Annotated in this window: 19 protein-coding genes; 10 read left to right on the top strand and 9 right to left on the bottom strand. The window is 45.2% G+C overall.

Annotation, left to right across the window (positions count from 1 at the left end; all coding sequences use genetic code 11):
• Positions 1 to 3 precede the first annotated feature (3 nt).
• Positions 4 to 1,326, bottom strand: coding sequence for a YjiH family protein (locus tag G343_RS0105590; RefSeq protein ID WP_020007139.1), 1,323 nt, complete (start codon positions 1,324 to 1,326; stop codon positions 4 to 6).
• 168 nt (positions 1,327 to 1,494) lie between these two features.
• On the opposite strand from G343_RS0105590, the gene G343_RS14340 reads away from it, so the two are divergent.
• A complete protein-coding gene (locus tag G343_RS14340; protein ID WP_020007138.1) occupies positions 1,495 to 2,415 on the top strand; it encodes a LysR family transcriptional regulator in 921 nt (306 codons plus the stop codon).
• Here the strand turns inward: G343_RS14340 and hutH are convergent.
• The 8 genes from hutH to dnaA all read right to left on the bottom strand — a co-directional run bounded on the left by hutH (position 2,398) and on the right by dnaA (position 13,166).
• On the bottom strand, positions 2,398 to 3,888 hold the full coding sequence (hutH, locus tag G343_RS0105580) for a histidine ammonia-lyase (RefSeq protein WP_020007137.1): 1,491 nt from the start codon (positions 3,886 to 3,888) through the stop codon (positions 2,398 to 2,400). The genes G343_RS14340 and hutH overlap by 18 nt on opposite strands.
• Positions 3,889 to 3,995: 107 nt before the next feature.
• Positions 3,996 to 4,442: a histidine utilization transcription antiterminator HutP gene (hutP, locus tag G343_RS0105575; RefSeq protein WP_020007136.1), complete on the bottom strand. Its 447-nt coding sequence runs from the start codon at positions 4,440 to 4,442 to the stop codon at positions 3,996 to 3,998.
• Between the two features lie 113 nt (positions 4,443 to 4,555).
• Positions 4,556 to 7,066 carry a DNA gyrase subunit A gene (gene gyrA, locus G343_RS14335; RefSeq protein WP_020007135.1) on the bottom strand — a complete coding sequence of 837 codons (2,511 nt, stop codon included), beginning with the start codon at positions 7,064 to 7,066 and terminating at the stop codon, positions 4,556 to 4,558.
• An 18-nt stretch (positions 7,067 to 7,084) separates the two neighbouring features.
• Positions 7,085 to 9,004: a DNA topoisomerase (ATP-hydrolyzing) subunit B gene (gene gyrB, locus G343_RS0105565; RefSeq protein ID WP_020007134.1), complete on the bottom strand. Its 1,920-nt coding sequence runs from the start codon at positions 9,002 to 9,004 to the stop codon at positions 7,085 to 7,087.
• A 15-nt stretch (positions 9,005 to 9,019) separates the two neighbouring features.
• Positions 9,020 to 10,117: a DNA replication/repair protein RecF gene (recF, locus tag G343_RS0105560; RefSeq protein WP_020007133.1), complete on the bottom strand. Its 1,098-nt coding sequence runs from the start codon at positions 10,115 to 10,117 to the stop codon at positions 9,020 to 9,022.
• On the bottom strand, positions 10,114 to 10,329 hold the full coding sequence (locus G343_RS0105555) for an RNA-binding S4 domain-containing protein (RefSeq protein WP_020007132.1): 216 nt from the start codon (positions 10,327 to 10,329) through the stop codon (positions 10,114 to 10,116). The genes recF and G343_RS0105555 overlap by 4 nt, the downstream gene beginning before the upstream one ends.
• Before the next feature lie 206 nt (positions 10,330 to 10,535).
• A complete protein-coding gene (gene dnaN / locus G343_RS0105550; RefSeq protein ID WP_020007131.1) occupies positions 10,536 to 11,669 on the bottom strand; it encodes a DNA polymerase III subunit beta in 1,134 nt (377 codons plus the stop codon).
• Between the two features lie 162 nt (positions 11,670 to 11,831).
• Complete coding sequence (gene dnaA / locus G343_RS0105545) at positions 11,832 to 13,166, bottom strand: chromosomal replication initiator protein DnaA (RefSeq protein WP_020007130.1); 1,335 nt, start codon at positions 13,164 to 13,166, stop codon at positions 11,832 to 11,834.
• A 463-nt stretch (positions 13,167 to 13,629) separates the two neighbouring features.
• On the opposite strand from dnaA, the gene rpmH reads away from it, so the two are divergent.
• The 9 genes from rpmH to G343_RS0105505 all read left to right on the top strand — a co-directional run bounded on the left by rpmH (position 13,630) and on the right by G343_RS0105505 (position 21,520).
• On the top strand, positions 13,630 to 13,767 hold the full coding sequence (rpmH, locus tag G343_RS15135; RefSeq protein WP_083931361.1) for a 50S ribosomal protein L34: 138 nt from the start codon (positions 13,630 to 13,632) through the stop codon (positions 13,765 to 13,767).
• A gap of 104 nt (positions 13,768 to 13,871) precedes the next feature.
• Entirely contained in the window at positions 13,872 to 14,207 is a 336-nt protein-coding gene (gene rnpA, locus G343_RS0105540; protein ID WP_026366285.1) for a ribonuclease P protein component, read from the top strand.
• Positions 14,208 to 14,223: 16 nt separating this feature from the next.
• Complete coding sequence (gene jag / locus G343_RS0105535) at positions 14,224 to 15,003, top strand: RNA-binding cell elongation regulator Jag/EloR (RefSeq protein ID WP_020007128.1); 780 nt, start codon at positions 14,224 to 14,226, stop codon at positions 15,001 to 15,003.
• A 14-nt stretch (positions 15,004 to 15,017) separates the two neighbouring features.
• A complete protein-coding gene (mnmE, locus tag G343_RS0105530; RefSeq protein ID WP_020007127.1) occupies positions 15,018 to 16,397 on the top strand; it encodes a tRNA uridine-5-carboxymethylaminomethyl(34) synthesis GTPase MnmE in 1,380 nt (459 codons plus the stop codon).
• Positions 16,398 to 16,408: 11 nt separating this feature from the next.
• The gene (gene mnmG, locus G343_RS0105525; RefSeq protein ID WP_020007126.1) at positions 16,409 to 18,292 is read left to right on the top strand and encodes a tRNA uridine-5-carboxymethylaminomethyl(34) synthesis enzyme MnmG; all 1,884 of its coding nucleotides are present in this window, start codon (positions 16,409 to 16,411) and stop codon (positions 18,290 to 18,292) included.
• Positions 18,289 to 19,002 (top strand): 16S rRNA (guanine(527)-N(7))-methyltransferase RsmG, encoded by a 714-nt coding sequence (rsmG, locus tag G343_RS0105520; protein ID WP_020007125.1) that lies wholly within the window; start codon positions 18,289 to 18,291, stop codon positions 19,000 to 19,002. The genes mnmG and rsmG overlap by 4 nt, the downstream gene beginning before the upstream one ends.
• A gap of 16 nt (positions 19,003 to 19,018) precedes the next feature.
• Positions 19,019 to 19,831, top strand: coding sequence for a ParB/RepB/Spo0J family partition protein (locus G343_RS0105515; protein ID WP_020007124.1), 813 nt, complete (start codon positions 19,019 to 19,021; stop codon positions 19,829 to 19,831).
• 98 nt (positions 19,832 to 19,929) lie between these two features.
• Positions 19,930 to 20,688 (top strand): ParA family protein, encoded by a 759-nt coding sequence (locus G343_RS0105510; RefSeq protein WP_020007123.1) that lies wholly within the window; start codon positions 19,930 to 19,932, stop codon positions 20,686 to 20,688.
• Positions 20,681 to 21,520, top strand: coding sequence for a ParB/RepB/Spo0J family partition protein (locus tag G343_RS0105505; RefSeq protein WP_020007122.1), 840 nt, complete (start codon positions 20,681 to 20,683; stop codon positions 21,518 to 21,520). The genes G343_RS0105510 and G343_RS0105505 overlap by 8 nt, the downstream gene beginning before the upstream one ends.
• Positions 21,521 to 21,533: the final 13 nt, after the last annotated feature.

Here is a 21,533-nt window from a genome sequence, read left to right as displayed (position 1 = left end):
CTTTTAAAATATTAACAGCGTTATTGGAATTATGATGATGAGAGACAGCACTGCTCTGACAAACCAGACAGCGACCATCTTCCAGATCTTCATATTGATATCGGTGGCCAAAATGCATGGCACAAGTGCAGAAAAGAAGATGATACATGATACCGAAATGACGGCAGTGATAAACCGAATCTCTATACCTGCTTCAACAACCAGTAAGGATGGGAGAAACATCTCAATGATCGAGACAGTGACTGCTTCGGCAAGCAACGGGGCATCCTGCAATGGGAAGATATACAGTACTGGATAGAAAATGAAAGATATCCAATAAATAATCTCTGTATATTCAACGATGAATAATCCCAACAGACCGATGGATAATATGGTCGGTACCACTGTCATCGTCATTTTAAAAGCATCACTCAGGTTCTTCATGATATTTTTGATGAGCGGTTCACTTTCAAATGATTGTTGTTTTGCCTTATACCATGCATATCTAAAACGATTGCCTTCAAAATCTTCTTTTTCTGAGTGATCTTCACCATTATAATAGTAATCCGCCTCGTTCCTGAGCGGCGGTATTCTGACCGACAATGCAGTCACAGTAAAGGTGACGATGAGCGTCGTCCAGAAAAACAGGTTCCAGTGATCCATGAGTCCCAGCGTCCTCCCGATAACAATCATGAAAGTTGCTGAAACTGTGGAAAAACCGGTGGCAATAATCATCGCTTCCTTACGGCTGTAGAGTCCATCCTTATATACACGGTTTGTGATTAGCAGGCCAATGGAATAGCTGCCCACAAATGAAGCCACAGCATCAATCGCAGACCTGCCCGGTGTTTTAAAAACCGGTCTCATAACCGGCTCCATGATTACGCCGATGAAGACCAGCAGACCATATCCGACAAGCAGACCTAAGACCGCGCCGCCGACCGGTATGAGTATACTCAGATTGATGGCGAGCGAGTTATAGAGAAACGGTCCGATATCCTCACGCAGTACAAACGCAGGGCCGATTTCAAACACGATCATGACACCGACACCCACACCGAGTACTTTGAAAAGGGTGATCACGATATCCACCAGGCTTCTATTCCATTCCTTTGTGATAAATGGATAGACTGTCCCTATCATGATAACCAATAAAGTGTAATATTTAATTGGTTCGCCGAAGACATTTGTCACGAGTGTCACGAAATGATCAAGCAGTATGGAATTGCTGTCGAACAGTGTTACGGGGACGAAAAAGCAGATAACGCCGATAGCACTGTATAAGAAAAACCGCCACATGCTGCTGCCTTTTTGCGCGTTCATTTTTTCCTTTGTCACTAATGACATGGTGTCCCACCCCTCATCCATAAAGTAAGCGCTTACAATATGAGTATACTTTTATTTTAGAGTGGAACATCATAAATAACAAATACCTATAAACAATGAATCGATAGCATTTGGCTATGATGCTGTTAAAATGAGATTAAAAATTAATGTATGAAGAGAGGTGAGCCCATGCAGATCAATCAATTGTTACACTTTGTCACAGTCATCGAAAAAGAATCGTTTACGACTGCCGCTTATGCGCTCCATATTTCACAGCCCTCCCTGAGCACATCCATCAGACGGCTGGAAGATGAGATCGGTTTTAAGCTCATCGACCGTTCACAGAGACGGATTACCCTCACTAAAGAAGGCGGACTTTTGTATGATGAATCCACCAAGCTGGTCATGCATTACAACATGGTCAGGGAGACGGCCCTGAAACTTAAGGAGAGAGGCCCGGCCCATTTATCCATCGGCTTGATCGAAAGCGCCAAGTACTGGACAGCACAAGTCATCAAATCCTACAAGGACATCCATCCGGATGTTTTCATCGAAATTGAACCAATCCTCAGCATCGATGAGATCAAAAAGGCTTTCGATGATTTTGAAGTTCATGCAGCGATAACCAGCCAATTTATCAATGATCAAGGCATTGCTTCCATCCCGCTGTATGAGGAAAAACTGGTGGCTGTTATTCCCGGGAACAGTCCGCTCAGGGAGAAATCCGAAATTCATCTGATCGATTTAAAGGACGCAGCGCTGATTATCTCCCAGGAAGGTTACCAGACCCGAACGGACATTTTAAATTCATTCAATAAGATTGGCGTTACCCCCAATATCGAATATGAAATCGGCCGGTTTGATTTTGTTGCAGATTTTGTCCTTAATGAACTCGGTATCGCAGTCATTCCTGAGAAATACGCACAATCGCTGCATTCAACCAGTGTATATATCCGTGAAATCTCAGATTCTCCGCCGCACCGGCCGGTATATCTTGTTTATGATAAAAAGAGATTCCTGTCCCCATTGACAGAGGACTTTATCAATCTGGTTCTGAAATATTTCGATAAACCTCCCTTGGATTCAGCGGATTTAGTGAATCGTTCTTAATTCTTCCGACAGTTTATCAATATCTTTACTGAAATTGCGATCGTGATCTATAAAGTCCACAATCTCTCTGCAGGTGTCAAATTTCTTGCGTGTTTTCGGCGACAGTTTGCCGACCCCTTTGATTTCGACTGCAGACAGTGCGATGAATAGTTCGATGGACAGGACGCTGCGCATATTATCAATAATATCTCTCAAATGCCGGGCCGCGATGGTCCCCATGGAAACATGGTCTTCCTGGCTTGCTGAAGATGGAATGGAATCCACGCTGGCGGGGTGGGCGAGTGTTTTATTCTCAGAGACCAGGCTGGCTGCTGAATACTGCAGGATCATGGCGCCTGACTGCAGCCCCTCTTCAGGGCTCAGAAATGCCGGCAAATCACCATTCAGACTTGGATTGACCAGCCGCTCGATACGGCGTTCTGAAATGTTTGCAATTTCGCTGGTGCCGATTTTAAGCAGATCCATCGCAATGGCTATCGGCTGGCCATGGAAATTTCCGCCTGAAATGACTTCATCTTCACCGAATATCAACGGGTTATCATTCGCTGCATTCATCTCGATTTCGATCTTGTCCTTCACGTAGGCGAGTGTCTGCATCGAGGCGCCGTGCACCTGCGGGATGCAGCGCAGTGAATAGGCGTCCTGGACCCTGACTTCCCCTTGACGGGTGGTGAGTGCCGAGCCTGCCAAAAACCCGCGCATCTGTCTGGCAGCTGCTGCTTGCTCCGGATAGCCTCTCGATAGATGCACTTTTTCGTCATAGGCGTCAATGATGCCATTGAGTGACTGATGGGTGAGTGAAGCAATCCACAGACTGTTGTGCATCAGCTGCTCAGCTTCGATATAATTGATGACGCCCAGGGCAGTCATCGGCTGGGTACCGTTGATCAGGGCAAGCCCTTCCTTAGCCTTGAGCGTGATGGGCTTAATATCCAATTCATCTAGCACCGTTTTTGAATCGCGCAGTGCATCCTTATAGAACACTTCGCCTTCTCCGATCAGGGCCAGCGCCATATGGGCCAGCGGCGCAAGGTCGCCGGAAGCCCCGAGCGATCCCTGCTCAGGCACTTTCGGAATAATGCGTGCATTGATGAAAGTTTTTAGCTGGTCAACTAAAGAAACAGTCACACCGGAATAACCCTTGAGCAGCGTATTCAAACGCAGAACCATCATCGTCAGCACTGTTTTTTCTCCGAACGGCTCGCCGACACCACAGGAATGGGAACGGATTAGATTGGCCTGCAGATCGGATGTTTTATCTTTTGAAATCATTACATCGCAAAACAGACCAAAACCGGTCGTAATGCCGTAGATCGTCTTTTCATGTTCAATAATATCTTCGACGATTTTCCTGGATGCACGCACGTTCACATATGCATTTTCTGATATTTCAACTGTGCTCTCCTTATCCGTTAGAAATAATTTCATCCGTTCTATGCTCAGGTCGTGCCCGGTAAGTGTTAATACTGACATGCTTTTTTCCTCCTTTTCAGCAATAAAAAAAGACACAGTCATTCCCTTTAGGAATTTCAGTGTCTCTAATAACTGCTGTCTATGACATGTAATATCCGATTATCTGTTTAAATATGATTGATGCCGAGACCGAGTGTCTCATGCTCTTTGCCTTTAATCGGTGCGCCAATTGTACCGTAGAAACAGACCGCAATCCATTCCCCTTCAGCAGGATCTCCGTAAGGCGAGCCCCGAACAACAGAAAATGCCAGTCCGACTGTACGCATGACCTCACCGACACTCAGCTTACCTCTTGTCACACCTTCTGCCGCTTCTATAATCGCGTGGTATAATGCATGTGTTTCCCGATAGAGTTCTCCGTCGATCATCTCATTGCGCTTTGCTGCTGTTTCAACTGATGAGATGACTTTCTTCAGATCCATCGAACCGACTTTCCCTGTAATCACTTTAAAATTCTGATACTCAGGCATCAGTTCAAGCGCTGTTTTTTCACCGGTTAAGGCAATTAGAGCGGAAAATTTACCGAATGCCTGTTGATTTGTCCCGCTATTCATCAGCATACCTCTTCAAATTTTTAGCTAAAATACTATTGACTGATTATATTATAGCGTTTTCATTACTTAATGGCAATGAAATAAAACAACTGCAGCGCGCTGCAGTTGTTTATTTATTCTTCCGATCGACTTTCCTGGCTGTCCGCTTCAGACACTTCATCTTCATCTCCAAGGGTCAGTTCTTCCTCTTCAATCTCGTCTCTCACTTTCGCCACTGTAGCGACATACTGGTTGTCGGAAAGTTTGATGAGTCTGACGCCCTGGGTATTCCGGCCGAGGACAGACACTTCTTCCATGATCAGTCTGATGATGACACCGTGATTTGTAACAATCATCAAGTCTTCGTTGCCTTCCACAGCGGCGATATATTCCAGCTCACCCACACGATCCGTAAGATTTGCCGTTTTAACCCCGACACCGCCGCGGTTCGTCATGCGATATTCTGATTCATGGGTTAGCTTGCCGTAACCTCGATCGGTAACGATGAGGATTTTCTGATCTTTATCCAGGACATCAAGACCGACGACTTCATCCGCTTCCCGCAGTGTAATGCCTTTGACACCGGCGGCCGTTCTGCCCATGGACCGGATCTGGCTTTCCGGAAATCTGATCAGCGAAGCATATTTTGTGCCGAGGATGACCTCTTTCGTTCCATCTGTTAGACGCACAGCGAGCAGCTCATCATCCTCTCTGAAAGTGATTGCGATCTTGCCGTTTTTGTTGATGCGCTCGAAATTATCGAGTGCCGAACGTTTAACCAGACCCTTCCTGGTGGCGAATATCAGGAACATATCAGCCGTATCTTTGTCCTTGATCGATATCATCGTACTGATGGCTTCATCCTTATCAATTTCAAGCATATTGACGATTGGAATGCCCTTGGACTGTCTGGACAGTTCTGGCAGTTCGTAGCCTTTCAGCCGATATACACGCCCTTTGTTCGTAAAGAACATGATGTAATCATGGGTGCTCATCGTAACAATCTGGCTGACAAAGTCATCTTCGATCGTATTCATGCCCTGGACGCCCCGTCCGCCCCGGTGCTGTGCACGATATGTCGAAGAGGGCAGACGCTTGATATAGTTGTTGTGACTCAATGTAACGACAATCTGTTCTTCCGGTATCAGGTCTTCATCTTCGATATCGGTAATGGAGCCGAGCGTGATTTCTGTACGGCGCGCATCCCCAAATTTATCCCTGATTTCTATCAGTTCTTCACGAATAATTTCAAGCAATTTCTCTTCATCAGCAAGAATCGCTTTTAACTCTTCGATCGTTTGAAGTATTTCTTCATATTCGTCTTCGATTTTGCCGCGCTCCAAACCGGTCAGGCGGCGCAAACGCATATCAAGGATGGCCTGGGATTGTCTCTCCGACAGATCGAATTTATCCATCAGGCCGGTTCTTGCCTCTTCATCATTATTTGAAGCACGAATGAGATTGATGATTTCATCGATGTTATCCAGCGCAATTTTCAGGCCTTCCAAAATGTGTGCCCTGTCTTCAGCACGCTTCAGGTCAAACTTCGTACGTCTGACAACGACGACTTTCTGATGTTCGAGATAATGGCTCAGTACTTCTTTGAGCCCGAGAATTTTCGGCTGACCTTTAACCAGAGCAAGCATGTTGATACCAAATGATGTCTGCAGCGGCGTCTGCTTATATAAATTATTCAGGATGACATTGGCATTTTTGTCTTTCCTGATTTCGATGATGATTTTAACGCCTTCTTTCAGGCTTGTTTCATCCCGCAGGTCAGTAATGCCTTCGATTTTCTTCTCCCGGGCGAGTTCTGCAATTTTCTCAACAAGCCGGGACTTGTTAGTCTGATACGGCACTTCCGAAACAACGATGCGCTCCTTGCCGTTTTTCATCTCTTCAATTTCACATCTTGCACGCATAACGATGGATCCTCTGCCGGATTCATATGCATTGCGGATGCCTGATTTACCCACAATCAGACCGCGGGTGGGGAAATCCGGCCCGGGGACATGTTCCATCAGTTCTGCGAGCGTTATCTCACTGTCTTCTGACAGTGCAAGTACCGCATTGATCACTTCTGTCAGGTTGTGGGGCGGGATATTCGTCGCCATGCCTACTGCGATCCCGCTGGTCCCGTTGACAAGCAGATTGGGGAACCTTGCAGGCAGGACGATGGGTTCGCGTTCATTACCATCGTAATTATCCTGGAAATCAATCGTATCCTTGTTAATATCCCGCATGAGTTCCATCGAAATCTTACTCATTCTAGCTTCGGTATAACGCATCGCCGCTGCGCCGTCCCCATCCATTGAACCGAAATTCCCCTGTCCGTCAACGACCGGGTAGCGGTAGCTGAAATCCTGAGCCATGCGGACCATGGCGTCGTAAATGGAAGAGTCACCGTGGGGATGATATTTACCCATGACGTCTCCGACTATCCGTGCTGATTTTTTATACGGTTTATCGGAAGTCATGCCGTTGTCATGCATACCGTGAAGTATTCTGCGGTGTACCGGCTTCATACCGTCCCGGACATCAGGCAGTGCTCTTGAGACAATGACACTCATTGCATAGTCCAGGAATGAAGTCCGCATTTCCTTACTGATATTCACCTGCTGCAGCCTGTCTTTTTCGTCACTCATTCAAATTAACCTCCATCATTAAACGTCCAGGTTCTGAACATACATTGCATTCTCTTCGATAAAGTGCTTCCTGTTTTCTACGATATCGCCCATCAGCATTTCAAATGTCTGATCCGCATCGATGGCATCTTTCAGGGACACCTGGAGCATTGATCTGAAATCCGGATCCATTGTTGTTTCCCAGAGCTGATCGGCATTCATTTCACCCAGACCTTTATATCTGGAGATTGAGATTTTTGGGGTCTCTTTCAGTTCCAGCTTAAGCTGATCGAGCTCTTTATCATCAAACACATAGTATTTGTTTTTCCCTTGTTCAACTTTATAGAGCGGCGGCTGGGCGATATACACATATCCAGCTTCAATCAGAGGTTTCATGAACCTGTAGAAGAAAGTCAGAAGCAGTGTGCGGATATGTGCCCCGTCAACATCAGCATCCGTCATAATGATGATCTTATGATATCTGGCTTTCGACAGGTCGAACTCTTCACCGATACCCGTGCCCAGTGCAGTAATCATCGAACGGACTTCATTGTTATTGAGTATCCGGTCGAGCCGAGCTTTTTCAACGTTGAGGATTTTACCTCTTAGAGGCAGGATGGCCTGGGTTGTAGAATTCCGGCCGGCTTTTGCAGACCCTCCGGCCGAGTCGCCTTCAACGATGTACATTTCGCTCTCTGACGGATCTTTGCTTGAGCAATCTGCCAGTTTACCGGGCAGGCTGGATACTTCAAGTGCTGATTTCCTGCGCGTCATTTCCCGGGCCTTTTTGGCAGCGACACGTGCATGCTGTGCGGTAATCCCTTTTTCCACAATGACTTTTGCAGTCGCCGGGTTTTCAAGAAGAAAACGGTTGAATCCTTCACTGAAGAGCTGATCTGTAATCAGTCTCACCTCGGAATTGCCGAATTTGGTCTTTGTCTGGCCTTCAAACTGCGGGTCAGTATGTTTGATGGAGACGACAGCTGTCATCCCTTCACGCACGTCTTCACCACTGAGACGTTCTTCGCCGTCTTTGATGATATTCTGCTTCACACCGTAGTTATTTATCACTTTTGTCAGGGCACGTTTGAAGCCGTCTTCATGGGTACCGCCTTCATAAGTATTGATGTTATTTGCATATGAAAGCAGTGTGGTGTTGAAACCCGAGTTGTACTGAAGGGCGATTTCCACTTCAATTTCATCTTTTTCATTGTGAAGATAAATGACTTCATTATGCAGCACATCACGTGTTTCATTCATCTGTTCAACGTAGGACTTTATACCGCCTTCGTAATGGTAACTGAAGGTCTGATCCTCTTCACCGCGTTCATCAATCAGGTTGATGTTCAGACCCTTATTAAGAAAAGCGAGTTCTTTCGTACGGTGCTGCAGGCTGTCCAGATCATATTCTGTTGTTTCAGTGAATATTTGCGTATCTGCTTTAAAACGGATCATCGTGCCTGTCTTATCCGTATCACCGATTACTTTAAGATCAAAGTCGGGGACACCGCGACTATAAGTCTGGTGATGGATCTTACCATCCAGGTGCACATACACTTCCAGTTTCTCACTCAGGGCGTTGACTACAGAAGAACCGACACCATGGAGACCGCCTGAGACTTTATAACCACCGCCGCCGAATTTACCGCCGGCATGGAGCACAGTCAAAATGACCTCCACTGCAGGACGTCCCATCTTTTCCTGGATATCGATCGGAATCCCGCGGCCGTTATCGGTGACTTTAACCCAGTTGTCTTCCTCGATTGTTAAATTGATTGTCGTTGCATATCCTGCCATCGCTTCATCAATACTGTTATCTACAATTTCCCACACAAGATGGTGGAGCCCTTTTGAGGCTGTAGAACCGATGTACATGCCGGGACGTTTTCTGACCGCTTCAAGCCCCTCAAGCACCTGTATCTGGCCGGCACCATATTGTTCTGCGTTATTTTCAGCCATGTTATCACCTTCCCATTAAACTTTGACCTTGCCATCTTCTATATTGAAAGACTTCATTTCGTCCATGATCTCATGATTAATATCACTGATTGATGTTGTTGTCACGAATGTCTGCACCCTGTTCCTGATCGATGTCAGCAATTGGGACTGCCTGGTTTCATCGAGCTCACTGAGTACATCATCGAGCAGCAGTACCGGGTATTCTCCCACTTCCTCCTGAATCAGTTCAATCTCAGCTAATTTTACAGACAGCGCCGTCGTTCTCTGCTGCCCCTGGGAACCGTAGGTCTGTACATTGAAATCATTGATCAGGAATGAAATATCATCCCGGTGCGGCCCGATCAATGCCTGACCGCGTTCAATCTCCCGTTCAAGCACATCGTCGAATATCATTTTCACTTCTGTTTCAAGAGAGGCTGAATCAGCAGACTCATACATGATATTGGAATTGTATCTGACCGACAGTGTTTCCCTGCCGTTTGAAATATCCTCATGGATCCTTGCAGCATATTTCTCTATCGTTTCGATGAATTGCTGCCTTTTTAAAATAATTAAACTTGCATATTCTGCAAGCTGAGCGTTTAAGACATCAATCATCATGGGATCGACGTTTCTCTGTTTTAAATAATTATTCTTCTGAGCCAGGACTTTCTGATAACCGTTCAATTTGTTGAGATAGATTTTTGATATCTGTCCGCATTCCATATTGATGAATTTCCGTCTCACCTGAGGTGAACCCTTGACGATATTCAAATCTTCCGGCGCAAAAAGAACGACATTCAAATGACCGATATACTGGCTCAGCCTGGAGACTTCCATATGGTTTACTTTCGCCCGCTTGCCTTTTTTACTGACGCTGATCGACAGCGGCAGATCACTGTATGAAGCTGTGATACTCCCGTTGACGAACGCTTCCTCAGTATGGAACCGGATGAGTTCCTTATCCTTCGCTGTCCGGTGACTTTTTGCCAGCGCGAGAAAGTAGATGGATTCAAGGAGATTCGTTTTGCCCTGGGCATTACGACCAATGAAAACATTGAGTTTGGAATGAAAATCAAGTGCCAGTGTGTCGTAGTTTCTGAAGTCTCCAAGATGAATGTTATTCAGGATCATGCGGGGTAGACAATCCTGTAGTGACCGAATCCCCCGATATCGATCTCATCGCCGTTCTGCAGCTTCTTCCCTCTGCGGTCCTCGGGCACCCCGTTCAGAATTACTTCATATTCAGCCAAAAACAATTTTGCTTCTCCGCCGGTACCGATGATGCCCTCATGTTTGAGGAACTGGCCCAATGTAATGACTTCCTCGAAATGGATACTTTCCATGCACTCATCCTCCTAACTCTCACTATTACATTATACTATATTTTACGATAAATTTCACTTCACAAGGTCAAATAAAGCTTTAGAAGCGTTTTTTATAAAATAAGGGTATTAACCCTTTAAAAATAAAAATTCGACTGAGAACCCCATTTTTTTAATTTCTGGGCTTCAGCCGAATTTTTAAATACACATTTAGATAATATTTAACTTCAGTAAGTACGAATTGGGAGGATAAGCTGGATCACATCGTCAGATTCTGCTGCACTCAATGTGAAAGGTCTCATTGTGCCGAAGAAATCGATGGTTACTTCATCATCGTTGATGGCTTTCAGCGCATCCATCATATATTTGGAGTTAAAGGAGATTTTCAGGTTTTCCCCTTCTATGCTTCTGGTATTTACATCTTCATTCACCGTACCGACTTCAGGCGAATTGGAAGAAAGTTCAACTCTGCCGTCTTCGACTGTCATGCGTATTACGTTGTTGCCGCCTTCTCTGGCCAGCAGGGACACCCTGTCAATCGCATGGTAGAAGTCCGAGTTTTCCACAGTCACTTTCGTTTCATAGTTTTCAGGGAAAAGTCTTGAAGTATCCGGATAATTGCCTTCCAGCAATCTCGAGATGAATCTCATATTCCCGTAGCTGAAGAGCACTTGATTCTGAGAGAAATGAATTTCAACTTCATCGTCGGAATCATTGATGATCTTATTCAGTTCAGTCAGGGATTTCCCTGGAATGATTGCATTCATCGTGTCCATGGAGAACTGTTCTCCGTTCAGTTTGCGGAGCGCAAGTCTGTGCGAGTCAGTCGCAGTGAATCGGATACCTTCATTGCTGAACTGCCAATTGATACCGGTCAGGACAGGACGTGTTTCAGACAAAGAAACTGCGAAGTTCGTCTGGCTGATAATATTCTTAAGGACGGCTGAAGGCAGGACGAGACTTTCATCATCATTGACTTCCGGCAAAAGCGGATATTGATCCGGATCATTGCCGCTGAGATTAAATTCTGATTTTGAGGCTGTTATTTTCGTCTGATATGAATCATTTGTTTCCAGCTGTACAAACTCTCCGGAGAGTTTTTTGATGATGTCTACAAAGAATCTGCCGGACAGAACAATGGCACCAGGTTCATCAATTTCCAATATTTCTTCATTATCAATTTCTGTCGGAATTGTAATTTCGATGGATATTTCAGAATCACTGCCTGTGAGCAGCAGCTTATCATCTTTTACTTCCAGTTTAATGCCGTTTAGGATCGGCAAAGTTGTTCTCGGTGATATTGCTTTAAGACAATGATTTAATTGTTCAATGAAATATTGGCGGTTAATGCTGATTTTCATATGCGAATGACTCCTTATATATAGATTAATAATTTAAAGTAATAATAATAGCAGGTGCTGTGGATTTGTGGATAAGCAGGATGAAAGCAGCTGTACGGAGTTATCCACATGTGGATAAGGTGTTTGCCATAGTGTAACATCTATCCACATTATTCACATCTGTCAGCCGATTTTACCTTCGATCTCTTCAAGTTCCTGTTTGAAAATCTCATCTTCATTTAACATTTTCGAAACCTTTTCATGTGCGTGAATAACTGTAGAGTGGTCTCTGCCCCCGAATACTTCCCCGATTTTAGGCAGGGAATAATCCGTGAGTTCCCTCGCCAGATACATTGCGATCTGTCTGGGAAAAGCGATGGATTTTGTGCGTTTTTTGGAGGCAAACTCCTCGATTTGAATATCATAGAATTCCGCGACGGCCTCCTGGATATCAGTGACCGTTATTTTCTTTGCGCTTGTTTGTGTGACCAGATCCTTGAGTGCCTCAGAGACCATTTCAGGTGTCAGGGGCTGATTGACAAGCTTGGAGTAGGCGGCAACTCTTGTCAGTGCACCTTCCAGTTCTCTGATATTGGTCTGAATATGATTGGCAATGTAGATCATTGCTTCATTCGGGATTTCAACTTCTTCCTCTTCACATTTTTTGCGCAGAATGGCAATGCGGGTTTCAAGGTCCGGCGGAGTGATGTCGGTGATGAGTCCCCATTCGAAGCGGGACCTTAACCGATGTTCAAGGGTCGGTATCTCTTTCGGTGTCCGGTCACTTGAAATGACGATCTGTTTGTTGGCTTCATGCAGTTCATTGAATGTATGGAAAAATTCTTCCTGAGTGGATTCCTTGCCTGCGAGGAACTGAATATCATCTACTAATAAAACATCCACATTACGATATCTGTTTCTGAATTCCTCGGTTTTATTATCTCTGATTGAGTTGATAAATTCATTGGTAAACTTTTCACTGGATAAATAGGCCACCTGGGCATTCGGACGATGTTCGAGTACGTAATGGCCGATGGCATGCATCAGGTGGGTTTTACCCAGTCCGACTCCGCCGTATATAAAGAGCGGGTTATACGCTTTAGCCGGTGCTTCAGCAACGGCCAGCGATGCAGCGTGGCTGAAACGGTTGCCGTTGCCGATGACGAATGTCTCAAAAGTATTGTTGCCGTTCAGTTGTTTATGCACTGGGATTTCAGGTTCCGGTCTCGGCGTCTCCTGCATAGAACCATATGCAGATTCTTCCTTCTGATGTGCTTCGGTGATCACCTGGATTTCAGGTTTTTCACCCATTACTTCATAGAGATTATCCTGGATCAGTTCGCTGTAGTTTTTCTCCAGCCAGTCCCGTTGAAATTGGGAGTCTGCTTTGATCACGGCTTTGTCATTATCCAGATGAGTCATAGAGGTTTCCTTGAACCAGGTCTGGTAGCTGGCATTGGCGATCGCATCCTTGATTCCTTCCAGGGTATTATCCCATATTTCTTTTATGCTGCTCATAAGTTTGTCCTCTTTTCTTATTCACATAGTCACAGGCTGTGGATAAAGTTTTCCACTCAGCTTGATAAACTATCCACAGTTTGTTAACAACTTGTGGATAAGTAATATTTATACATGAGTTTTACACAAAATACGTCTTCAAAATTATAACGGATTTCATCAATGATATCAATATTTGCTAAAAGATACCCACAATGTCGACAGTTATCCACAGGTTGTTTATCCACAAATGTTAAGATGGGGATAATTACCGGTATACATTGTGGATATCGTGAGATTGAACACAGTGTTATCCACAGCCGATGTCCACAGGTTTCTTTTATCCACAGGCGAGAATCTGTCAGACATGTAGAGGTTTGTATTGAAAAGTCCCAATGATTCTGTTATCCTTTAGTAGTTACAATTTGAGAGCCAAAATTGAGAATCTATACACAGGCAAAATGTATGATGGAGGTGTATTCATATGGTAAAACGTACTTACCAGCCAAATAGACGTAAACACAGTAAAGTGCACGGTTTCAGAAAGAGAATGAGCACAAAGAATGGACGTAAGATATTGGCGCGTCGCAGAAGAAAAGGCAGAAAGGTCCTTTCAGCCTAATCCCCAAGATCATCTGAACAGGTGATCTTTTTTTATGGCAAGTCATTTTATTATTTCAGCAGAATTTTGTATAATGGAATATCATAAGAAAGAGCGTAATAATGATGAAGAAAAGATACAGGATTAAAAGGGAACGAGATTTTCAGCTTGTCTTTAAAAAAGGCAGATCTTTTGCGAACAGACAATTTGTAGTCTATCTGGTCGACAATCCGCGAACAGATCATATGCGCCTGGGCATCAGTGTATCCAAAAGGCTCGGCAATGCTGTAAAAAGAAATAAGATCAAACGCCGTGTCAGGGTATTTTTCCAAAAATATCAGGAAGCGCTCGTGCCTCGTGAATATGTAGTGATTGCCAGAAAGCCTGTCAGTGAAATGGACTATCATCAAATGGAGAAATCATTATTACATGTGCTGAAAATTGCGAGATGTATAAAATGACACGGGGGTTACTGCTATGTACAGGGTTTACAAGGAAGCGACTGTTGATCGTGCAATAGCCAGAGGTTTAAAAGAGTTAAACGTTACCGAATCGGATATCAGAATTGACGTGATGGACCAGGGCAGGAGGGGGTTATTCGGCATTGGCAGTAAAGATGCTGAGGTTAAATTGACCGTCATCAACCCTGATCTGAAAGCTTATGGCACCATTGATACGCTGATTGGTCGCCTCAGGGAAACGACGGACAGTGCGCCTTTGGATGCCCGGGATGAAAATACACCACAAAAGGAAACCGCAGCTCACGATGAAGCCGAAACGTCCGTAAACAGGGAGGATCACAGATCCATTGAAGCGGCCGTCCGTGACACACAGGGCTACGTTGACAGTATAATCAGCGAGATGAATATTGACAGCAAAAGTGAGACGGTTATTCATAACAATGAAGTAAGGATCAACCTGGAGTCTAAAATGGCTGCCAAGCTGATCGGTAAACGGGGGGCGACCTTGAATGCGCTGCAGGAAATCGCACAGAATTATTTTAATTCCATTTACAGAAGCTACGGTGTCATCATCATCGATGTGGAAAATTATCGTGAAAAACGCAAAGAGACACTGCAGAATCTGGCAGTCAATATGTCCAAAAAAGTGGTTCGCAGTAACGAACCGGTCAGAATGGAACCGATGCCTTCCTTTGAACGCAAGATCATGCACAATGTGCTGACTGAGATTGATGATATCGAAACGTATTCGGAAGGTAAGGAACCTTACAGATACATTGTAATAGAGAAGAAATAAAGGAGTACTGCATTATGCAATTAGAGACTATATCCAGTATTTCAACCCCTGTGGGTGAAGGTGCTATTGCAATTGTACGTTTATCCGGCATAGATGCATTGGAAATTGCAGATAAGCTATATAAAGGGAACAAGTCATTGTCAGAAGTGGATACCCATACCATCAACTATGGGCACATCATCGATCCTTCAACAGCTGAAACGGTGGAGGAAGTCATGGCGGCAGTGATGAAGGCACCGAAGACTTACACGAGAGAGGATATAGTTGAAATCAATTGCCATGGCGGGGTTCATACAGTGAATCGTGTACTGCAGCTGACGCTGAAACACGGGGCACGTATGGCTGAGCCGGGTGAATTTACAAAGCGCGCCTTTTTAAATGGCAGAATCGACCTGTCCCAGGCTGAAGGGGTCATGGATTTCATCAGATCCAAAACAACCGAAGCTTCAAAAGTAGCCAATCAGCAGATGCAGGGCAGGTTGAAAACGTACATTGAAAGCTTAAGGCAAAGTGTTCTGAATATACTCGCACAGGTTGAAGTGAATATTGATTATCCGGAATACGATGATGTCGAGGAAACGACAACATCGTTTCTTCTGGATGAGGCGAAAAAAGTGGAGCAGGAGATCGAACAGCTGCTGAAGAGCAGTTCAGAAGGCAAGATTTTAAGAGAAGGCTTATCGACAGTGATTGTGGGGAAACCCAATGTGGGTAAAAGTTCATTGCTCAATTATTTCATCCAGGACGACAAGGCAATCGTGACCGAAGTTGCCGGTACCACAAGAGATACTCTGGAAGAGTACGTGAACGTCAATGGCATTCCGCTCAAACTGGTGGATACTGCAGGTATCAGGGATACAGATGACATCGTTGAAAAAATCGGGGTGGAACGCAGCAGAGAGGCATTGAAAAACTCCGAGCTGATTCTTTACCTGTTGAATAATAATGAGGCTTTGACGGCTGAGGATATGGAAATCCTGGATTCAATTGCGGATCAGAAGGTCATTCTGATCGTCAATAAACTGGATCTTGACAACCGTCTGGATATCGCAGATCTGGAATCCAGATACCCGGGCATGCCTGTCGTTAAGACATCCATCGTTAACAGTACGGGTGTTGATGAGCTGGAAGAAAAAATTGCCGATCTGTTCTTTGATGGGAGCATTCAATCGACGGATTCAACATATGTTTCCAACAACCGTCATATCAGCCTGCTGGAGCAGGCAAAACAAGCAGTATCAGATGCAATGGATTCAGCGGAGATGGACATACCGGTCGATATCATCCAGATAGACCTTGTGAAAACGTGGGAACTGCTCGGGGAAGTGATTGGTGAGGATGTCAGCGAACAGCTGATCGACCAGCTGTTCAGTCAGTTCTGTCTTGGAAAATAAGGAGGAAAAAGATGACAGATAATATGAAATATGATGTGGTAGTCATTGGTGCAGGACATGCAGGTGTTGAAGCGGGACTTGCTTCTGCACGCAAAGGGCTCAGCACATTGATGTTGACGATTAACCTTGACAATATCGCATTTATGCCATGCAACCCTTCTGTTGGCGGCCCGGCAAAAGGGATCGTTGTCAGAGAAGTGGATGCATTGGGCGGCGAGATGGCAAAAGTAATAGATAAGACACACATTCAGATGCGGATGCTGAATACGGGCAAAGGTCCGGCAGTCCGAGCACTGCGGGCGCAGGCGGATAAAGTATTCTATCAGCAGGAGATGAAGCGTGTACTTGAAGATGAACCGAACCTTGATATTCTGCAGGGCATGGTGGACGAAATCATCATAGAGGATGAAACAGTAAAAGGGATCAGAACGAACATCGGTACAATTTACGATGCGGAAACGGTCATTGTGACCACCGGCACATTTCTGCGAGGTGAAATCATCCTTGGTGATTTGAAATACTCAAGCGGTCCGAATCATCAGATGCCTTCAGTACCACTCGCAGATCAGCTGAAAGACCTGGGCTTTGACATTGTGCGCTTTAAGACAGGCACACCGCCGCGTGTCAATTCAGACTCTATCGATTATGACAAGACGGAGATCCAGCCGGGGGACGATACACCGATGGCGTTCAGTTTTGAAACGACCGATTTTATACTGGATCAGCTGCCTTGCTGGCTGACATATACAACAGAAAATACCCATATGATCATCAACGATAATCTGCATCTATCAGCAATGTATTCCGGCATGGTTAAAGGCACAGGTCCCCGCTACTGCCCATCTATTGAAGATAAGGTGGTCAGATTTGATGATAAACCGCGCCATCAGATCTTCCTTGAACCAGAAGGCAGAAATACCAAAGAGGTTTATGTTCAGGGCCTGTCTACAAGCATGCCTGAAAATGTCCAGCGTCAAATGCTCTCAACAGTCCCGGGACTGGAGAACGCGCGCATGATGCGTGCAGGCTATGCCATAGAATATGATTCACTCGTACCGACACAGATATGGCCGTCACTTGAGACGAAAAAGATTAAGAACCTGTTTACTGCAGGGCAGATCAACGGTACCAGCGGCTATGAAGAAGCGGCAGGCCAGGGATTGATTGCCGGCGTCAACGCAGCGGCTAAGCTGCTCGGGGAGGAACCGATGATCCTCAGCCGTTCCGAAGCTTATATCGGTGTGCTGGTCGATGATCTTGTCACTAAAGGAACGAGTGAGCCTTACCGTCTGCTGACTTCGAGAGCTGAATACCGCCTGCTTCTGCGTCATGATAATGCAGATCTGCGTCTGACGGAAAAAGGCCGTGAATACGGGCTGATTTCTGATGAACGCTACGACGCATATAACGTAAAATCAGCAAATATTGAAGCGGAAATGAACCGTCTGCAAACAGTGCGTATCAAACCGAATGAACGTGCACAATCGATCATCGAACAGAGAGGTGGCACTCAGCTCAAAGATGGCATCTTAGCTTATGATCTGATGAAACGTCCTGAAATGAATTATGAATCCATCATGGAAATTCTCGGCGAGGATATCGTGCTTGCGCAGTCAGAATTTGAGCAGGTAGAAATTCAGATCAAGTACGATGGATATATTAAAAAATCACTTGCTCAGGTAGATAAAATGAACCGCATGGAGAAAAAGAAAATTCCGGCAGATATCGATTACGATGCAGTGCATTCCCTGGCTACTGAAGCCCGGGACAGACTCAAGAAAGTAAAACCGCTCGACATTGCCCAGGCTTCAAGGATCTCCGGTGTGAATCCTGCAGACATTTCCATTCTCCTTGTCTACATCGAGCAGGGTAACGTTAAACGGGTGGAAGCATGAACGAACGGGAATTCATCACTGCCCTGGCTGAAAAAGGCATCGAGCTGACACAGGCACAGGTGACACAGTTCCATACCTACTATGACATGCTGGTCGAATGGAATAAAAAAATTAACCTGACTGCAGTGACAGAAAAAAAGGAAGTGTATCTCAAGCATTTCTATGATTCACTGACGCCTTTGTTTCACGTGGAATTTGAGTCGAACACGCGTTTATGTGATGTGGGCGCCGGGGCAGGGTTCCCGGGCATACCGCTCAAAATAGTGCGGCCGGACCTTAGAATCACCATTGTGGATTCCTTAAATAAACGCATCCGTTTTTTAAATCAGTTAACAGCAGAACTGGGCCTTGATAAAATACATCTTGTACATGAGCGAGCTGAAATGTTCGGTGCGCATCACGGGCGCCACATGTTCGATGTAGTCACAGCAAGAGCGGTGGCCCAGTTGAACGTACTTTCAGAGCTTTGTCTCCCGCTTCTTCGGACAGACGGTCATTTCATCGTGCTGAAAGGGAAAAAAGGACTTCAGGAGCTGGAAGACAGTTCATCTGTTCTGAAGCTTCTTGGCGGCGAAGTGTCCGGAACATACAGTTTTACGCTGCCGGAAGAAGATAGTGAACGGCATATACTGGATATTAGAAAGACACACAAGACGCCAAAAAAATATCCCAGAAAAGCGGGGACCCCGAATAAGTTCCCATTAAAATAACAGGCAGGTGATCCGGATGAAAAAACCTTTCTCGAGACTCTTTGGTCTCATCGATAAAAGTGATGACAAATCAGAAGATGTTTCCCTGCAGCATCTGCCGATGGAGAATATTGTACCCAACAGGTACCAGCCGCGTACCGATTTCGACCGCGACCGGATCAAAGAACTCGCCGCCTCCGTAGAAGAACACGGCCTGCTTCAGCCGATAACAGTCCGTCCGATAGAAGAAGGTATGTATGAAATCATCGCAGGCGAGCGGCGTTTCAGAGCCCTTAAAATGCTGAACCGTGAGGAAGCTGAAGTCATCGTCAAATATTTGACAGACACCGAATCTGCAGCCATCGCCCTGATTGAGAATATCCAGCGTGAAAACCTGACTGCCATTGAAGAAGCCAATGCGTACCAAAAATTGCTTAAGATGGATGGTATTACCCAGAAAAATCTGGCAAAAAACCTGGGTAAAAGTCAGTCTTTCATAGCGAATAAACTCAGGCTGTTAAAACTCTCCGATGACGTCATCGACGCCTTGCAGTCGCAGAAAATCACAGAGCGCCATGCCCGGAGTCTGCTGAGCCTTGATGATGAACAGCAGACAGGGATGCTGGAGGATATCAGAGAGAAGGAGCTGACAGTTAAAGATACGGAAGCCGCCGTGAAAAACCGCCAGTCCAACGTTAATGATGAAATGAACTTTAATGACGATGTGTCATTCATGCTGAATGATCTAAACCGCGAAATTGATAAAATGAAAGCCAGAGGGTTCGATGTTTCCTCAGAAACTGTAGAGCAGAATAAGTTTCATGAAGTGACCATAAAGATATACAAGTAAACACTCACAAAATACAGTGGGTGTTTTGTTTTGATGTTACAATTATCAGCTGGCTGATATAATACGTTTATGTGATTTTATAAGGAGCGCGAACTGCGATGAAGATACTGGCGATTGCGAATCAGAAAGGCGGCGTTGGAAAAACCACGACTGCCGTTAATTTGTGTGCTTCACTTGCACAGAGCGGCCACAGTGTACTGCTTGTGGATGCCGATCCACAAGGGAATGCGACGAGCGGCATTGGGATTGAAAAGAATAATGCAGAGGCGTCCATTTATGATGTCCTTGCAGATGAAACTTCCATCAACGATGTTATTTTAAAGACTGGTATTGAATCATTGGATCTGGTGCCGGCAAACATATCCCTTGCTGGTGCAGAAATTGAACTGGTCTCCGTGATGAGCCGTGAGATGAGATTAAAACGGGCACTTGAAGAGTTATCCGGCTCCCGGGATTATATAATCATCGACTGCCCGCCGTCACTGGGAATTTTAACAATCAATGCATTTACAGCTTCGGACGGCATCATCATTCCGGTGCAATGTGAATATTATGCATTGGAAGGGCTCAGTCAGCTGCTCAGTACGGTTAATCTGGTCAAACGCCATCTCAATACGAATCTGGAGATTGAAGGTGTCGTATTAACGATGCTCGATGCCAGAACAAACCTTGGTTATGAAGTGGCCGAAGAGGTGAGGGCACATTTTGGTGAAAAAGTGTATGATACAGTGATACCCAGAAATATCAGGCTTTCTGAGGCTCCCAGCCACGGTATGCCGATCAATATATTTGACCCAGGTGCAACGGGTGCCAGGTCATACAATAATCTGGCGATGGAGGTGACCGGTCATGAGTAGGCAGAAGGGACTTGGGAAAGGATTGGATGCCCTATTTACAAGTAATCAGAATGATGAAGCGATCATAGAACTCAACTTGGGTGAAATCCGACGGAATCCATATCAACCAAGAACTGATTTCGACCAGACGAAGATGAATGAACTGGCGGAGTCCATTAAAGCGCATGGCATCCTTCAGCCCATCATTGTTAGAAAATCGGTAAAAGGCTATGATATTGTAGCCGGGGAAAGACGTTACAGGGCAAGTAAAATGGCTGAGAAGGAAACGATTCCTGCTATTGTCAAAGCACTTACCGATAATGAGATGATGGAGCTGGCCATCATCGAAAATCTACAGAGAGAAAATCTGAGTCCGCTGGAAGAAGCAAATAGCTATCGTCAGCTCATGGACGAACTCAGGATCACGCAGGGTCAGGTATCCGAACGCCTGGGAAAATCAAGACCCTACATTGCCAATATGTTGAGATTATTAAATCTCCCTCAAGCTGTGAAAAAAATGATCAGCGAAAACAGCCTCTCCGGCGCACATGGGAGAACACTTTTGTCGTTGAAGGATCCATTGCAGCAGGAAGCGGCTGCAAAAAAAGCGGTGGATGAAGAGATGAGCGTCAGAGCGCTGGAGGATTACGTAAAGGCACTTACGGAACCAAAGAAGAAAAAAACAACGCAGAAGTCAAAGCCGCTTTTTATTGAAAAGCATGAGTCCAGGCTCAAAGAACGTTTTGGTACAGCTGTAGAGATCAAAAAACAACGCAGAAAAGGCACGATTTCACTGGAATTCAAAAATGAAGAAGAATTCAAAAGAATCATTTCAATCTTAGAAAACTCATAGAAATGGATGTGTA

This window comes from Salinicoccus albus DSM 19776, from assembly GCF_000385175.1.
Lineage (GTDB): Bacteria > Bacillota > Bacilli > Staphylococcales > Salinicoccaceae > Salinicoccus > Salinicoccus albus.
This window is presented reverse-complemented; position numbering and strand designations above follow the sequence as displayed.

Bases quoted from the DNA above. Each gene is read 5' to 3' on its own strand.
- G343_RS0105590 (WP_020007139.1), bottom strand. From the start codon at position 1,326: ATGTCATTAGTGACAAAGGAAAAAATGAACGCGCAAAAAGGCAGCAGC.
- G343_RS14340 (WP_020007138.1), top strand. From the start codon at position 1,495: ATGCAGATCAATCAATTGTTACACTTTGTCACAGTCATCGAAAAAGAA.
- hutH (WP_020007137.1), bottom strand. From the start codon at position 3,888: ATGTCAGTATTAACACTTACCGGGCACGACCTGAGCATAGAACGGATG.
- hutP (WP_020007136.1), bottom strand. From the start codon at position 4,442: ATGAATAGCGGGACAAATCAACAGGCATTCGGTAAATTTTCCGCTCTA.
- gyrA (WP_020007135.1), bottom strand. From the start codon at position 7,066: ATGAGTGACGAAAAAGACAGGCTGCAGCAGGTGAATATCAGTAAGGAA.
- gyrB (WP_020007134.1), bottom strand. From the start codon at position 9,004: ATGGCTGAAAATAACGCAGAACAATATGGTGCCGGCCAGATACAGGTG.
- recF (WP_020007133.1), bottom strand. From the start codon at position 10,117: ATGATCCTGAATAACATTCATCTTGGAGACTTCAGAAACTACGACACA.
- G343_RS0105555 (WP_020007132.1), bottom strand. From the start codon at position 10,329: ATGGAAAGTATCCATTTCGAGGAAGTCATTACATTGGGCCAGTTCCTC.
- dnaN (WP_020007131.1), bottom strand. From the start codon at position 11,669: ATGAAAATCAGCATTAACCGCCAATATTTCATTGAACAATTAAATCAT.
- dnaA (WP_020007130.1), bottom strand. From the start codon at position 13,166: ATGAGCAGCATAAAAGAAATATGGGATAATACCCTGGAAGGAATCAAG.
- rpmH (WP_083931361.1), top strand. From the start codon at position 13,630: ATGGTAAAACGTACTTACCAGCCAAATAGACGTAAACACAGTAAAGTG.
- rnpA (WP_026366285.1), top strand. From the start codon at position 13,872: ATGAAGAAAAGATACAGGATTAAAAGGGAACGAGATTTTCAGCTTGTC.
- jag (WP_020007128.1), top strand. From the start codon at position 14,224: ATGTACAGGGTTTACAAGGAAGCGACTGTTGATCGTGCAATAGCCAGA.
- mnmE (WP_020007127.1), top strand. From the start codon at position 15,018: ATGCAATTAGAGACTATATCCAGTATTTCAACCCCTGTGGGTGAAGGT.
- mnmG (WP_020007126.1), top strand. From the start codon at position 16,409: ATGACAGATAATATGAAATATGATGTGGTAGTCATTGGTGCAGGACAT.
- rsmG (WP_020007125.1), top strand. From the start codon at position 18,289: ATGAACGAACGGGAATTCATCACTGCCCTGGCTGAAAAAGGCATCGAG.
- G343_RS0105515 (WP_020007124.1), top strand. From the start codon at position 19,019: ATGAAAAAACCTTTCTCGAGACTCTTTGGTCTCATCGATAAAAGTGAT.
- G343_RS0105510 (WP_020007123.1), top strand. From the start codon at position 19,930: ATGAAGATACTGGCGATTGCGAATCAGAAAGGCGGCGTTGGAAAAACC.
- G343_RS0105505 (WP_020007122.1), top strand. From the start codon at position 20,681: ATGAGTAGGCAGAAGGGACTTGGGAAAGGATTGGATGCCCTATTTACA.